We start from the raw sequence: 13,738 nt of genomic DNA, 5'->3' as shown, positions 1-13,738 counted from the left end.
AGGGCATCAGCGGGATGTTTCCTTTGATCCTGCTCCTGATATCAGGAGGAAAAAGTGATGAAAACCGGGTCCTGCCTTTGTGGCGATGTGCGTTTTGAACTGACGGGTGAATTACGCCCCGTGATAGCTTGTCACTGTGTGCAGTGCCGGAAAACCTCGGGCCATCATGTTGCGGCGACCTCTGTACGACGAGATCAGATTACAGTGCAGGGGGAGGTTACCTGGTATCAATCCTCAGACACGGCCCGGCGCGGATTTTGTGCGACCTGTGGCAGCAATCTGTTCTGGGATGGGACCGGTGCGAATATTTCAGTTTTTGCCGGCACCCTTGATGGGGATACAGGCCTGGACATCCGTGGACATATCTATTGCGAGTATAAAGGGGATTACTACGATATCCCCACGGATGCACCACAGTCAGCGGGATATGATCCAGAGCTGACAACCATGATCAAAGACTGACGTGTTCAGGCGACGACAAAGCAGCTGATCGCAGCCCCTGACCACAGGGTTAGGACGGCCCAGTACCCCCAGGGGTTTTCGGCGCGTACGACGGGTTCCCACAGGTAAGTGTAGCCCATCAGAAGATCGTATAGCACCCAAAGTGTGAGCGCGACGCCGGCGAAAAACCAGATCGACATATCGTGTTTCCTTTTGTTGTCTGTTTCTGATTAAATGGCTGTTTCCTGCATTTCGAGGGGGCGGTCCCCGGGTTGGCAATATCTGCACAAGAGATGGCAAGATATGTTAACTTTGACTGAAGGATTGTTCAGTACCCTGTAGGCCGGAGGATACGATGCGGTTTACGATGCTTTTTACGGCTTTGTTTTCCGTCACAGCGTTTTTATATGCTGCGATGGTGTTTTGGACGCTTCCGTCGATTGCAGACGGGGCAGGTGGGCTGGTGCCGTTCGATCAGAGGCTGACAGGTTACACCTATGAAGAAGCCCATGCGTTCCTGACAGCTTTAACACCCGGTGCGCGTCAGATCTATCTGGGCCCCCAACATTTGCTGGATATGGTGTTTCCCGGGGCCCTTGCGCTGACGCTTTGTCTGATTTTTAACAGAATTTCCGATGGTGCCGGGGCACTTGTCGGAATGGGGCTGGCCATTGGCAGCGCAACGGCAGACTATTTCGAAAATATGGTGATCACACGGTTGCTTGTGACAGAAGGTGCGCCTTCCCATGTGATGGTGATGCAGGCCAATCAATGGACCGTATTGAAAACACTGTGTTCTGCCGGGGCGTTGATTTTGCTGTTCTGGCTGGCACTGTGTCATTTCCGGGAACACAGACGTATGCGACCTGCCCGGGTTTGACAGTTGGCCTCTGTAAAGGTACCCCGACCAGACGGAGGCAGAACATATGGCACTTACCATCGCAGTTGACGGCCCGGCAGCATCGGGCAAAGGGACAATTTCCAAAGCGCTTGCCGCGCATTTTGCCTTTGCGCACCTTGATACCGGGCTTTTGTATCGTGCGGTTGGCGCGCAGTTGTTGCAGGGCGCTGACCCGCTGGAGGCGGCGAGATCTCTGCGTGCGGAAGATATTGATGCAGACGCGTTGCGCAATTCGGCTGTGGCGCAGGCCGCGTCTAAAGTTGCTGCAATTCCGGAAGTGCGCCAGGCTTTGCTTGATTTTCAGCGGGCATTTGCGCGCCGGGCCGGGGGCGCGGTCCTGGACGGGCGTGACATCGGCACAGTGATTTGCCCCGAAGCAGAGGTGAAGTTGTATGTTACGGCTTCCGATGAGGTACGGGCAGAACGGCGATATCTGGAATTGTCGGCGAAGGGTCAGGATGTGACACCGGAAGGTGTCCTGGAAGATCTGCAGGCCAGGGACAAACGTGACAGTGAACGCGCAACGGCCCCTTTGAAGGCCGCGGAGGATGCTATTCTTCTGGATACATCTGAATTGTCCATCGACGACGCTGTCGCTCGGTGTGTCGCTGCCGTGGATGCTGTCCGGAACGCAGGCTGATTGTTGAACGCACAGGTTTTGTCCGCGCGGGTGGTCCCGGCGGTTCCTGAAAGCTGTTCAGATGAAGCATTCCATCGCAGGCCTGTTTGCAGGACCAGTAAAGATGGCGGCGCCGCCTTTGCGGATATGATCTAAGTGCCAGGGATCGTTACGCCCTGACAGGTAAGCTGTGATCCGCCCCTTATGCTTTCGCCGGGGCCTCTCATCCGATCTTGGGTCCGGGGTTTCCCGGTGTTGCGCAACGGGGGATTTATCGCAAAGGAGGGTTAAGATTTGCCAGGGACTGCGCACGTTCTTTGGGTCAGGGCCGGTCGAACGTGTGCTGCATGACGATATAAGACTGGCCCTTTCGTTCAAAAACCTCACCTTCTTCCCGAAATCCTGATTTTGCATAAAAATCCCGGGCAGACACACGCGCATCACACCAAAGATGTGTTGCCCCGCTGTCCCGTGCCTGTGTCAGAAGGTGATCCAGCATCCGGCGACCAAAGCCCTGGCCCTGCAGGTGGGGCAGGGTGGCAAATTTGCGCAGCTGGATGCCGGAATGATCATCCGGAAACAATGACGCAACTGAAACCAGGGTTTCTTCATGATACAGACCAAAATGCAAAGCAGCCTCATCGCCGGGCACCATCGCATGCGAAAGCGGATGCCCCGGCCAAAGAACGCCCTGGCGCAGAGGCAGGGCCTGTTCGATATTGATCATCCGAATCATTTCTGACCTTTCGGGCTTTACTGTGATTGGCCTGTCACAGCCCCCGAAAAGCAAGAGAATGGCCTTGTTTTGCAGAGGATGCAGGCTTGTGTTTCCTTGCAGTTAACGCTATATAGCCCGGGTCAGTAAGGCATATATGCCATAAAACAAAAAAAATGACGGGCAGGGTCGGCACATACCGGCCCTCTTTGTTTGTGTTTGGTCTGTTTGTTTCAGGCTGCCCGCTGACCAACTGAAACCAAGACCGGCGGAGACAACCGCACGGCCGGAAAAACGACTGTAAAGGAAACTGAGACCAAATGGCTCAAAATATATCTATGGAAGAATTCGAAGCCCTGCTGCAGGAAAGCTTCGAGATTGACACCCCTCAGGAAGGGTCTGTTGTCAAAGGCAAGGTTATCGCTATTCAGGCGGGCCAGGCTATCATCGACGTTGGCTACAAAATGGAAGGCCGCGTTGATCTGAAAGAATTCGCAAACCCTGGTGAAGAAGCTGAAATCGCTGTCGGCGACACTGTAGAAGTGTTCCTGCGCGCAGCTGAAAACGCCCGCGGTGAAGCTGTTATCTCTCGTGAGATGGCACGCCGTGAAGAAGCATGGGATCGCCTCGAGAAAGCATATGCTGACGAAGAGCGTGTTGACGGTGCTATCTTCGGTCGCGTTAAAGGCGGCTTCACTGTTGACCTCGGCGGCGCTGTTGCGTTCCTGCCAGGTTCCCAGGTTGACGTACGCCCAGTACGTGACGCAGGCCCACTGATGGGTCTGAAGCAGCCGTTCCAGATTCTGAAAATGGACCGTCGTCGTGGCAACATCGTTGTATCCCGTCGTGCGATCCTCGAAGAGTCCCGCGCAGAACAGCGTGCTGAAGTTATCGGCAACCTTTCCGAAGGTCAGGCAGTTGACGGTGTTGTTAAGAACATCACTGAATACGGTGCATTCGTTGACCTCGGCGGCGTTGACGGCCTGCTGCACGTGACCGACATGGCATGGCGCCGTGTGAACCACCCATCCGAGATCCTCACAATCGGTGAGACCATCAAGGTTCAGGTGATCAAGATCAACAAAGAAACCCACCGTATCTCCCTCGGCATGAAACAGCTGCAGGACGATCCATGGGATGCTGTTGCTGCGAAATACCCACTGGATTCCGTCCACAAGGGTCGCGTCACCAACATCACCGATTACGGTGCATTTGTTGAACTCGAAGCCGGTGTTGAAGGCCTCGTACACGTTTCCGAAATGTCCTGGACAAAGAAGAACGTACACCCGGGCAAAATCGTGTCTACTTCACAAGAAGTCGAAGTCATGGTTCTGGAAATCGACGGTTCCAAGCGTCGTGTATCCCTTGGTCTGAAACAGACCATGCGCAACCCATGGGAAGTGTTCGCTGAGAACAACCCAGTTGGTACCGAAGTTGAAGGTGAAGTTAAGAACATCACTGAATTCGGCCTGTTCATCGGTCTCGACAATGAAATCGACGGCATGGTTCACCTGTCAGATCTGACATGGGAAGGCCGTGGCGAAGATGTGATCGGCGACTACCGCAAAGGTGAAATGGTTCAGGCTGTTGTAACCGAAGTGGACGTTGAAAAAGAACGCATCTCTCTGTCCGTTAAAGCACTGGGCGGCGATCCGTTCGCTGAAGTTGCTGACGGCGTGAAGCGCGGTTCTATCATCACTGTTGAAGTGACTGCGATCGAAGATGGCGGCGTGGAAGTTGACTATGAAGGCATGAAATCCTTCATCCGTCGTTCCGACCTGTCCCGTGACCGTGCCGAGCAGCGCCCAGAGCGCTTCCAGGTTGGTGACAAGCTTGACGTACGTGTAACCAACGTTGATGCGAAAACCCGTCGTCTGGGTCTCTCCATCAAAGCACGTGAGATCGCTGAAGAGAAAGAAGCAGTGGAACAGTATGGTTCTTCTGACTCTGGCGCGTCCCTGGGCGATATCCTTGGCGCAGCTCTGAAGTCTGACGACTGATCATTCAGTCCGTAGACTGAAAAAAACATTGAAAGGCGGCCTGGTGATATATCGGGCCGCCTTTTTAAACGAATCAAATTTCCTTAAAGCCGTCTAATTTCGTGTACAATAGGGTGGAATTCGCCGATACTGGTCGGAAAATAGGCATAATTTTGTCTCAAATCGCTGAAAGCCCGGCTTGAAAGGGCCTTTCCCGTTGCGGTTTTAGTTTGCAGCGGTGAATATAGAAACGTCCACATGACGAATTCCAAATGAGCACATGTTAAAATGTGCCTAATCCAGCCAGGGGAAAACAGGAATGATCCGTTCGGAACTTATTCAATCTATCGCGGATGAAAATCCGCACCTTTATCAGCGCGATGTTGAACGCATCGTAAACACTGTATTTGATGAAATAACAGAAGCAATGGTCCGTGGCGACCGCGTAGAACTACGTGGTTTCGGTGCATTTTCTGTTAAACAACGTGAGGCACGTACGGGTCGCAATCCACGCACCGGTGAATCTGTTGAAGTGCCCGCGAAAAATGTGCCGTTCTTTAAGACAGGTAAACTACTGCGAGACCGGCTTAACGGAAAGTAACGAATGCGCTATCTTAAATATCTGTTTCTTGCCGCTCTGGCCTTTGTGCTGATTACAGTTGCACTGGCCAATCGCGGATTTGTTTCGCTTTATCTGCTGCCGCCGGAATTGTCGGCTTTTCTGGGCCTTTCAGGTGCACCGCTGCAACTGCCGCTTTTTGTGGTTGTCGTTGGCGGGATCATCGCCGGTCTGCTGATCGGCTTTGTCTGGGAATGGCTGCGCGAAATGAAATTCCGCGGTACAGCGCGTCAGGCTGAGAAGCTGAAGAAAGAAGTGGAAACGCTGCGGGCGACGACGCCGGCAGAAAAAGGCGGCAAGGCCGATGATGTGCTGGCGCTTCTGGAAAGCAAAGCATAAGCTGCCACGAAAAGGCAGGGCATCAGAATATGACCACCAGTGTTAAGATTTGCGGTCTGAAGACCACTGATGATGTGGCTGCAGTTGCTGCCGCCGGGGCCCGTTATGCGGGCCTCGTATTTTTTGCGAAATCCCCCCGACATCTTGAGATTGACCAGGCGCGCAACCTGGCGCTTGAAATTCCGGAAGGGGTGGCGAAGGTTGCCCTGACCGTGAATGCAGATGATGCCACGCTGGATGCGATCACCGCGCAAGTGCCGCTGGATATGTTACAGCTGCACGGGAAAGAAAGCGTTGAACGTGTGCAGGAAGTACGTGCGCGTTATGGTCTGCCGGTGATGAAAGCCATTGGGATTGCGGATGAAGCGGATCTTGCGCAAATCAGCACCTACACCCAGGTTGCCGATCAGCTGCTGATCGACGCCAAACCGCCAAAACACGCCGATCTGCCCGGGGGGAATGGTCTGGCTTTTGACTGGCGTTTGCTGGCCGGGCGTCGCTGGGCCACACCATGGATGCTGGCGGGCGGGCTGAACCCGGAAAATGTCGCCGAGGCCATCCACCTGACGGGCGCAACGCAGGTTGACGTTTCCTCTGGTGTTGAGAGCGCGCCAGGCGTAAAGAATGCAAAGAAGATAGCGGATTTCGTCCAGGCAGCGACAAATCCCGTGCCACGTTTCTGAGGGGAAAAACTATGGATGATCTGTTCAACAGCTTTATGAACGGACCGGATGAAAACGGCCGTTTTGGTGATTTTGGCGGGCGTTTCGTGTCTGAAACCCTGATGCCGCTGATCCTTGACCTTGAGGAAGAATACGAACGTGCGAAAGTTGACCCGGAATTCCACGCGGAAATGGATGACCTGTGGAAACATTACGTCGGTCGCCCAAGCCCGCTGTATTATGCCGAACGCATGACCGAAGCTCTGGGTGGCGCTAAGATCTACCTGAAACGCGACGAGCTGAACCACACCGGCGCGCATAAGATCAACAATGTGCTGGGTCAGATCCTGCTGGCGCGTCGTATGGGCAAAACCCGGATCATCGCAGAAACTGGCGCAGGTCAGCACGGTGTTGCAACCGCGACCGTCTGTGCGCGTTTCGGCCTGGAATGCATCGTTTACATGGGCGCGCATGACGTTGAACGTCAGGCACCCAACGTGTTCCGCATGAAATTGCTGGGCGCAAAAGTTGTGCCTGTGACTTCTGGTCGTGGCACGCTGAAAGATGCGATGAACGATGCGCTGCGTGACTGGGTGACCAATGTGCGCGACACGTTCTACTGCATCGGCACCGTGGCCGGTCCGCACCCATACCCTGCGATGGTGCGCGATTTCCAGGCGATCATCGGTAAAGAAGTGCGCGAGCAGCTGCCAGAACACGAAGGCGAAGGCCGTCTGCCCGATACCATCATCGCGGCGATTGGTGGCGGATCCAACGCCATGGGCCTGTTCTTCCCGTTCCTTGATGATGACAGCGTCAATATCGTTGGTGTTGAAGCCGGCGGCAAAGGCGTGAATGAAAAGATGGAACACTGCGCATCGCTGACTGGCGGCCGTCCGGGTGTTCTGCATGGCAACCGCACCTATCTTTTGCAAGATGATGACGGTCAGATCCTTGAAGGGTTCTCGATCTCTGCGGGTCTGGATTATCCGGGTATTGGGCCGGAACATTCCTGGCTGCATGACATTGGCCGTGCGCAATATGTGTCGATCACCGACACCGAAGCACTGGAAGCCTTCCAGTTCTGCTGTACGCAGGAAGGCATCATCCCGGCGCTGGAACCCTCCCACGCGCTGGCCCATGTGATGAAAATGGCGCCGACCCTGCCGAAAGACCACATCATCGTGATGAACATGTGTGGTCGCGGGGATAAAGACATCTTCACCGTGGCCAAGGCCCTTGGCGTGGATATGAGTGAAAGCGACTGATCATTGATCACAGAATAAAAAAGGGCCGGGGCGATGATCCCCGGTCTTTTGTGTTTTAATCTTCAGCGGTTTCATTCAGTTCCATATGTCCTTCGCCTTTGGACAACAGTCGGCGGAGCATGGGTTCAAAGAACGTGAGCGGTTTGGTCGGATAGTCCGGATCAAAGGCGCATTGGTCATATTCATGACAGAAATAGCGGCAGTCTTCCCAAAACGGGCTGTCGCGGTATTTGTCGCGGGCATTGCGATCCCCGCCCAGGTGGTGATTGTAGTAGTAGCCCTGGAACACGCAGTGATGCTTCAGGATCCAGTAACAGCGTTCGCTGACGTAAGGCTTCATCATCGCCGCGGCCAGTTCGCCGTGATTGTAAGGGGAAAGGATATCGCCGGTGTCATGGATCAAGGCCGCAACGATGATTTCCTCATCTGCGCCGTCCGCATGAGCGCGCGTCGCGGCTTGCAGGGAGTGCTGATAGCGGTTCACAGGGTAAGGCGTCCAGGCCTCGTCCAGCGATTTGATCGCCTCCAGGATCCGGTTGGGCAGGGCGGCGTTATAGGCGTCTTCATAATCCATCACCGCCAGGAAATCTTCCCGGGTGGCGTTTTCAAAACTGGTCCAGGTGGGTTTGTGGCGGTGTTCCGCGTCATCTGGCGCGTGAAGGGTGTCTGGCATGGGGCTGTCCTTCCATTATCTGTTGCCCACAGAATGCCGCGCATACGCTGATAAATAAAACGAATTGATTTTATCAGTCTAAGCGAAAATAGTGATCAGATGCAGATTGAAGCGATCGAAACATTTCTGGTGATCCTGCGCGAAGGCAGCTTTCACGCCGCCGCCCGCAGCTTGTCCGTCGCACAGACAACAGTGACCGCGCGTATCCGGGCGCTGGAAGACCGCCTTGGTGCGGATCTGTTCACGCGTGACGGGCGGCGGGTCAGCGTCACGGATTTTGGCCGGCAATTTGAAACCTACGCCCGCGAAATGGTGCATCTCTGGCATATGGCCAGCCGGGATCTGCCAGGGCGTGCGCGGGGCAGGCGGCCTTTGCGTATGGGCGCTGCGCTGAGTATCTGGGATCCGCTGCTGACCGATCTTGCGGTGCAGCTGGATGGCGCGGGCGAAGATCACCTTCTGACTCTGAATTTTGATCACACCATGGATGTGCATCAGGCCGTGGCCGGGCATATTCTTGATATCGCTCTGACGCCGGATCGTCCCGCGCAGGCTGGCTTGCATACGGTGGCGTTGCCAACCGAAATTCTGCATCTGGTGGAAATTGCCGGGCCTGATGGTCAGGTGCCGGAGCGGTTTATTGATCTGCGTCTGGGCGGGGTGTATGATGTGGCGGTCAAACGCTATGTCGCCGATGCGCCGGGGCATTCTGTGTTTCTCGGCAATTGCACCATGGCTTTGCGCTATTTGCGCGGACGGGGCGGGCGTGGTTTCTTTCCGCAGACTTTCATCACAGATGTCGACGGTGCGCATCATCTGGGCGTACAGATCGAAATGCCGCTCTTTCTGATTTTCCGGGAAGATGCTGAGTTTATTGATCAGGCGGAGGCGCTTTGCGGCATCCTGAATCAGCTACGTGACAGAGGGTAAACATCGTTTTCTGGTATGAAGACCATACTATTGTTCTTAAAGTAACGAGGAGTGATTTATAAAAAGACCACAGTTTGAAGATCTTACACCAGAACAACAGTTGAACTTCGGAAACGGCGTTGGCCCCCATTGGTTGCCGGAAAGAATGCGGGAATTCATTACAAGGACCGCGAGCTGGTTCTTCAATTCCGTAAGCTGGCGGCATCACGATTTTGGTTATGCGGTGGGTGGTGGCCGGTGGGACCGGGCGCGCTGTGACTGGAAGTTCTACGCGGCAATGCTCAGAGATGCGTTTTGCCAGAAATACCTTCTGATTACACGGCTTCCGGCGCTGTTTCTGGCGACGTCGTTCTATATCGCTGTGCGGATCGGGGGACAGTTGGGATCGTTTGAATTTCGCGAATGCTATGCCTCGATGCAGGAAATTATCGATACATATATATAGGTCGGGGTGCGACAGAAAATACCCAGGTAAAATAATCAGATTGTCATTCCTGATTTTTTTAGTAAGTTATGCGAGAATCTTATCTGGCTGCCTTTTGCGGCCTGTCTGAAACACAGGGACATAACATGAAATCTCTTATTCTTGCGACTTCCGCTCTGGCGCTGACGGCCGGTGCTGCATTTGCAGACGGCCATGCTGTCAGCAAATCTGACGTTCTGACCAACTATGCGAATATTGCGCATGCGAAGTATGAAGACAGCCTGCTGACCGCACGTGTGCTGGGCGACGCTGTAGACGCGCTGATTGCGACACCATCTGCTGAAAACCTCGAAGCCGCAAAAGAAGCCTGGCTGGCCGCACGTGTGCCTTATCAGCAGACCGAAGTTTACCGTTTTGGTAACGCTGCTGTTGATGATTGGGAAGGCAAAGTAAACGCCTGGCCGCTGGATGAAGGTCTGATCGACTATGTTGGCACCGCTTACGGTGGCCCGACGGATGAAAACGAACTGGCTGCGCTGAACGTGATTGCAAACCCGACATTCTCCCTCTCCGGTGCTGAAATTGACGCATCCGCGATCACACCTGCACTGCTGGAAGGCACGCTGCACGAAGCAGATGGCGTCGAAGCAAACGTGGCAACCGGTTACCACGCTATTGAATTTCTGCTCTGGGGGCAGGACAACAACGGCACCGATCACGGCGCAGGCGATCGGTCCTGGACAGATTATGCGGCGGGCGATGCCTGCACCGGCGGCAACTGTGATCGTCGCGGTGAATACCTGAAAGCGGCGACAGATCTGCTGATCTCTGATCTTGAGTTCATGACTGCTGAATGGGCGGACAGCGGCGAAGCACGCGGCACCGTTCTGGGCAATGAAGATGCCGGCATCGTTGCGATGCTGACCGGCATGGGTTCCCTGTCCTATGGTGAACAAGCGGGCGAGCGTATGAAGCTTGGCGTTCTGCTGAACGACCCTGAGGAGGAGCACGACTGTTTCTCTGATAACACCCACAACAGCCACTATTACGATGGTCTGGGCGTGCAGAACGTGTACCTCGGCGAATATGTGCGTGTGAACGGCGAACTGGTGTCTGGCGCGTCCCTTGCGGATCTTGTGTCCCATGAAGATGCGGCTCTGGATGCGGAAATGCAGTCCAAACTGTCCACCACTATGATGGCGCTGGGTCGTATCAAGACCGCTGCGGAAGCTGGTTTCTCCTACGACCAGATGCTGGCGCAGGGCAATGAAGCCGGTGAAGCCCTGATCATGGGCGGTGTGAACGGCCTGGTTGATCAGACCCAGTCTATTGAACGCGTTGTTGCGGTTCTGGGTCTTGACGGGATTGAGTTCGAAGGTTCTGACTCCCTCGACAACCCGGGCTCTGTGTTCGAATAATACAAACGGGCAGGGGGCATATTGCCCCTTGCCCATCCACTGGCCGCCTGTCCATATCAGGCAAAACGCTGTGACTTGCGCGAGGTGACAGCCAGAAAGAAAAGCGAAATTCATGCCCCGATACAGGATGCCAGTGCCCGTGCGAAACATGCCGGTTACAGCCCTGAGCGTTGCTTCGACAGTCATGCTCATCAGTGCAACTTCATCCGCCTTTGCCGGCGTTACAGATGAACCCCACCTGAACATCATTCCCCGCACCGGGGCAGAAGCTGCCCGGATCGAAACTGTCACCACGCCAATGACTGATTTCTCTGAAGCCAACCGGTTCGAAGTGAACTCCGCCGGTGCTGCCACGGTGCGTGCGCGCCGCGATGCCAATGCCTTTTCTCAATCCTCCGGCAATATGCCGTTCGAGGACGAGCTGACCTTCAAGATCGGCAATGGGTTTTTCCGCAAACTCTGGGTGTCTTCGCCTGCCTCAACGCTTGCCTCCGACGGCCTTGGGCCGCTTTACAACGCACGTTCCTGCCAGCGGTGCCACCTGAAAGATGGGCGCGGCCATCCGCCGGAAGCGGGTGAGACCAGCAATGTTTCAATCTTCCTGCGCACCTCCATTCCTGCACCGATTGGTTACGAGTTGCCGGAAGGCATGGCAGAGATCGAAGGTTATCTCGCGACCCTGCCTGAGCCGACCTATGGCAGCCAGCTTCAGGATTTGGCCCTGCCCGGACATGATCCGGAAATCCGGCTTGAGATCAGCTATGAAGAACGTGAGATACAACTGAACGGTGAGACCGCCAGTCTGCGTGTACCGACCTATACGCCTGCTGATCCGGCTTATGGGGCGTTTCATCCTGACGCGATGTTCAGCCCGCGTATTGCCCCGCAAATGATTGGCCTTGGCCTGCTGGAATCCATCCCAGCGGCGGATATCTTGGCAAACGCGGATCCGGATGATCTGGATGGTGATGGTGTTTCCGGTCGCCCCAATATTGTCTGGTCCCGTGAATTTGACATGCCCATGCTTGGGCGCTTTGGCCTGAAGGCAGGCACCGCGACGGTGAATGAACAGTCTGCGGGGGCTTTCGCCGGTGATATCGGCATCTCGAACCCGCTGTTCCCTGGTGGCTGGGGCGAATGCACCGAAGCACAACAACATTGTCGCAACGCCGTGCATGGCGAGGAACCGGACAACCGTGAAAACCTTGAAGTCGACTCTGAAGGGCTGGAACTTGTCACCTTCTACAGTCGCAACCTTGGTGTGCCCGCGCGGCGCAACGTGGATGCGCCAGAGGTTCTGCGCGGCAAACAGGTCTTTTATGAAACCGGCTGCATTTCCTGTCACACACCGGCTTTTGTCACCCATCGTCTGGAAGATCAGGTGGAACAAAGTTTTCAGCTGATCTGGCCCTATTCTGACATGCTGTTGCACGATATGGGTGAAGGGCTTGCGGATAACCGCCCCGAAGCCCGCGCAACGGGACGTGAGTGGCGCACGCCGCCGCTTTGGGGGATTGGCTTGACGCGCCAGGTTTCCGGGCACACATACTTCCTGCATGACGGTCGGGCGCGTTCTTTGTTAGAAGCGATTCTCTGGCACGGGGGCGAAGCGCAGAATATGCGGGATGCTGTGGTTGCTATGGAACCGGATGCGCGTGCGGATCTGATCGCATTTTTAGAAAGCCTGTAGGCCTGGGGGCAGCGGGTAGATATGAAGGATTGGCCATGCGCCGTATTTTAAAACCTGCTGTTTTTGCGCTTATGGGGTTGCTGCCTGCAGGCGCGCAGGCAGACATGAAAACGATTATTGAAAACACGGTGCAGGATCAGATCCTGCCGGGCTATCAGGCCCTGCACAATCACGCACAATCTCTGTCGCTTGCGACGGCAAGCCATTGTGCCGCCAGCGATCCTGATCTGCGCGATGCCTGGGGCGGAATGATGGATGCCTGGACACGGGTCAGCCACCTGCGCTTTGGTCCGTCCGAGGTTGACGGGCGTGCTTTTGCCATTGCCTTCTGGCCGGATCCGCGCGGTAAAACCGCCAAAGCCCTGAACCAGATTCTGACAGATCTTGACCCTTCTGTCGGCACGCCGGAAGAATTTGCCGAAGTTTCCGTTGCGGCCCGTGGGCTCTATGCGCTGGAATTCCTGCTTTATGATCCGGCCTATGCCGAACAGGCCACGCCAGAATACCGCTGCGCCCTGATCCGGGCTATTGCCAATGGTCTTGTGGAAACCAGCGCTGTGATCCTGGGTGACTGGGAAAGTGAGTACGCAGATCAGATGCTGAACCCGGTTGAAGAAAGTGCCTGGCGCAATGAAGAAGAAGTGTTCCGGGAATTGTTCAAGGCTTTGTCGACCGGGCTTCAGTTCACGGCAGAAACCCGTATTGGTCGCCCGTTGGGCAGCTTTGACCGCCCGCGTCCGCGCCGGGCAGAGCTGCACCGGTCAGACCGGTCCCGCCATCAGGTGATTGTCGCGCTTGAAGAACTTTCTGAACTGGCAGCGCTTTTGTCCGCGGATCATCCTGCGATCGCGGCGCTGTTCGCGGCGGAATTTGAAGTGGCGCTTGGCCATGCTGCCAATCCCGACGATCCGGTCTTTGCCTCAGTCGATGAGATTTCCGGTCGCCTGAAGGTCGAGATCCTTCAGCAATCGGTGGAACGTCTGCGCGAAATTCTGGTGATGGAACTGGGTCCGGCTATGGGTGTTGGGATCGGCTTCAACGCACTGGATGGTGACTGATC

Annotated in this window: 16 protein-coding genes; 13 read left to right on the top strand and 3 right to left on the bottom strand. The window is 55.3% G+C overall.

What is annotated here, in order from left to right; genetic code table 11:
* The first annotated feature begins 57 nt into the window (after positions 1-57).
* Positions 58-462 carry a GFA family protein gene (locus tag H1D41_RS11520; protein WP_228849043.1) on the top strand — a complete coding sequence of 135 codons (405 nt, stop codon included), beginning with the start codon at positions 58-60 and terminating at the stop codon, positions 460-462.
* 5 nt (positions 463-467) lie between these two features.
* Here H1D41_RS11520 and H1D41_RS11515 read toward each other — a convergent pair whose 3' ends face one another.
* Positions 468-641, bottom strand: coding sequence for a hypothetical protein (locus H1D41_RS11515; RefSeq protein ID WP_228849042.1), 174 nt, complete (start codon positions 639-641; stop codon positions 468-470).
* Between the two features lie 155 nt (positions 642-796).
* Between H1D41_RS11515 and H1D41_RS11510 the strand changes: the two genes are divergently transcribed.
* Positions 797-1,321 (top strand): hypothetical protein, encoded by a 525-nt coding sequence (locus H1D41_RS11510; RefSeq protein ID WP_228849041.1) that lies wholly within the window; start codon positions 797-799, stop codon positions 1,319-1,321.
* Positions 1,322-1,367: 46 nt separating this feature from the next.
* A complete protein-coding gene (gene cmk, locus H1D41_RS11505) occupies positions 1,368-1,982 on the top strand; it encodes a (d)CMP kinase (protein ID WP_228849040.1) in 615 nt (204 codons plus the stop codon).
* A gap of 301 nt (positions 1,983-2,283) precedes the next feature.
* Here cmk and H1D41_RS11500 read toward each other — a convergent pair whose 3' ends face one another.
* Positions 2,284-2,688 carry a GNAT family N-acetyltransferase gene (locus H1D41_RS11500; protein WP_228849039.1) on the bottom strand — a complete coding sequence of 135 codons (405 nt, stop codon included), beginning with the start codon at positions 2,686-2,688 and terminating at the stop codon, positions 2,284-2,286.
* A gap of 308 nt (positions 2,689-2,996) precedes the next feature.
* On the opposite strand from H1D41_RS11500, the gene rpsA reads away from it, so the two are divergent.
* The 5 genes from rpsA to trpB all read left to right on the top strand — a co-directional run bounded on the left by rpsA (position 2,997) and on the right by trpB (position 7,543).
* Positions 2,997-4,676 carry a 30S ribosomal protein S1 gene (gene rpsA, locus H1D41_RS11495; protein WP_107495716.1) on the top strand — a complete coding sequence of 560 codons (1,680 nt, stop codon included), beginning with the start codon at positions 2,997-2,999 and terminating at the stop codon, positions 4,674-4,676.
* Positions 4,677-4,974: 298 nt separating this feature from the next.
* Positions 4,975-5,256 (top strand): integration host factor subunit beta, encoded by a 282-nt coding sequence (ihfB, locus tag H1D41_RS11490; protein ID WP_107495717.1) that lies wholly within the window; start codon positions 4,975-4,977, stop codon positions 5,254-5,256.
* Positions 5,257-5,259: 3 nt separating this feature from the next.
* Positions 5,260-5,613, top strand: coding sequence for a DUF1049 domain-containing protein (locus H1D41_RS11485; protein WP_228849038.1), 354 nt, complete (start codon positions 5,260-5,262; stop codon positions 5,611-5,613).
* Between the two features lie 29 nt (positions 5,614-5,642).
* Complete coding sequence (locus H1D41_RS11480; RefSeq protein WP_228849037.1) at positions 5,643-6,296, top strand: phosphoribosylanthranilate isomerase; 654 nt, start codon at positions 5,643-5,645, stop codon at positions 6,294-6,296.
* Between the two features lie 11 nt (positions 6,297-6,307).
* Positions 6,308-7,543 carry a tryptophan synthase subunit beta gene (trpB, locus tag H1D41_RS11475; protein WP_228849036.1) on the top strand — a complete coding sequence of 412 codons (1,236 nt, stop codon included), beginning with the start codon at positions 6,308-6,310 and terminating at the stop codon, positions 7,541-7,543.
* Positions 7,544-7,598: 55 nt separating this feature from the next.
* Here the strand turns inward: trpB and H1D41_RS11470 are convergent, their stop codons facing one another.
* On the bottom strand, positions 7,599-8,216 hold the full coding sequence (locus tag H1D41_RS11470) for an HD domain-containing protein (protein WP_228849035.1): 618 nt from the start codon (positions 8,214-8,216) through the stop codon (positions 7,599-7,601).
* A 99-nt stretch (positions 8,217-8,315) separates the two neighbouring features.
* On the opposite strand from H1D41_RS11470, the gene H1D41_RS11465 reads away from it, so the two are divergent.
* From H1D41_RS11465 to H1D41_RS11445, 5 genes are all read left to right on the top strand, one after another.
* Positions 8,316-9,146 carry a LysR family transcriptional regulator gene (locus tag H1D41_RS11465; protein WP_228849034.1) on the top strand — a complete coding sequence of 277 codons (831 nt, stop codon included), beginning with the start codon at positions 8,316-8,318 and terminating at the stop codon, positions 9,144-9,146.
* A 145-nt stretch (positions 9,147-9,291) separates the two neighbouring features.
* A complete protein-coding gene (locus H1D41_RS11460) occupies positions 9,292-9,591 on the top strand; it encodes a hypothetical protein (RefSeq protein ID WP_228849033.1) in 300 nt (99 codons plus the stop codon).
* Between the two features lie 125 nt (positions 9,592-9,716).
* Entirely contained in the window at positions 9,717-10,988 is a 1,272-nt protein-coding gene (locus H1D41_RS11455) for an imelysin family protein (RefSeq protein WP_228849032.1), read from the top strand.
* Positions 10,989-11,172: 184 nt separating this feature from the next.
* A complete protein-coding gene (locus H1D41_RS11450; RefSeq protein ID WP_228849154.1) occupies positions 11,173-12,678 on the top strand; it encodes a di-heme oxidoreductase family protein in 1,506 nt (501 codons plus the stop codon).
* Between the two features lie 35 nt (positions 12,679-12,713).
* Positions 12,714-13,736, top strand: a complete 1,023-nt coding sequence (locus tag H1D41_RS11445) for an imelysin family protein (RefSeq protein WP_228849031.1) — start codon at positions 12,714-12,716, stop codon at positions 13,734-13,736.
* Positions 13,737-13,738: the final 2 nt, after the last annotated feature.

Origin of the sequence: Halocynthiibacter styelae (genome assembly GCF_016123485.1) — a bacterium.
Classification (GTDB): domain Bacteria; phylum Pseudomonadota; class Alphaproteobacteria; order Rhodobacterales; family Rhodobacteraceae; genus Halocynthiibacter; species Halocynthiibacter styelae.
The sequence above is the reverse complement of the archived record's forward strand: the minus strand, read 5'-3'. Positions and strand labels throughout refer to the sequence as shown.

Excerpts from the sequence above, each read along its gene's own strand:
- H1D41_RS11520 (WP_228849043.1), top strand. The coding sequence starts at position 58 with ATGAAAACCGGGTCCTGCCTTTGTGGCGATGTGCGTTTTGAACTGACG.
- H1D41_RS11515 (WP_228849042.1), bottom strand. The coding sequence starts at position 641 with ATGTCGATCTGGTTTTTCGCCGGCGTCGCGCTCACACTTTGGGTGCTA.
- H1D41_RS11510 (WP_228849041.1), top strand. The coding sequence starts at position 797 with ATGCGGTTTACGATGCTTTTTACGGCTTTGTTTTCCGTCACAGCGTTT.
- cmk (WP_228849040.1), top strand. The coding sequence starts at position 1,368 with ATGGCACTTACCATCGCAGTTGACGGCCCGGCAGCATCGGGCAAAGGG.
- H1D41_RS11500 (WP_228849039.1), bottom strand. The coding sequence starts at position 2,688 with ATGATCAATATCGAACAGGCCCTGCCTCTGCGCCAGGGCGTTCTTTGG.
- rpsA (WP_107495716.1), top strand. The coding sequence starts at position 2,997 with ATGGCTCAAAATATATCTATGGAAGAATTCGAAGCCCTGCTGCAGGAA.
- ihfB (WP_107495717.1), top strand. The coding sequence starts at position 4,975 with ATGATCCGTTCGGAACTTATTCAATCTATCGCGGATGAAAATCCGCAC.
- H1D41_RS11485 (WP_228849038.1), top strand. The coding sequence starts at position 5,260 with ATGCGCTATCTTAAATATCTGTTTCTTGCCGCTCTGGCCTTTGTGCTG.
- H1D41_RS11480 (WP_228849037.1), top strand. The coding sequence starts at position 5,643 with ATGACCACCAGTGTTAAGATTTGCGGTCTGAAGACCACTGATGATGTG.
- trpB (WP_228849036.1), top strand. The coding sequence starts at position 6,308 with ATGGATGATCTGTTCAACAGCTTTATGAACGGACCGGATGAAAACGGC.
- H1D41_RS11470 (WP_228849035.1), bottom strand. The coding sequence starts at position 8,216 with ATGCCAGACACCCTTCACGCGCCAGATGACGCGGAACACCGCCACAAA.
- H1D41_RS11465 (WP_228849034.1), top strand. The coding sequence starts at position 8,316 with ATGCAGATTGAAGCGATCGAAACATTTCTGGTGATCCTGCGCGAAGGC.
- H1D41_RS11460 (WP_228849033.1), top strand. The coding sequence starts at position 9,292 with ATGCGGGAATTCATTACAAGGACCGCGAGCTGGTTCTTCAATTCCGTA.
- H1D41_RS11455 (WP_228849032.1), top strand. The coding sequence starts at position 9,717 with ATGAAATCTCTTATTCTTGCGACTTCCGCTCTGGCGCTGACGGCCGGT.
- H1D41_RS11450 (WP_228849154.1), top strand. The coding sequence starts at position 11,173 with ATGCTCATCAGTGCAACTTCATCCGCCTTTGCCGGCGTTACAGATGAA.
- H1D41_RS11445 (WP_228849031.1), top strand. The coding sequence starts at position 12,714 with ATGCGCCGTATTTTAAAACCTGCTGTTTTTGCGCTTATGGGGTTGCTG.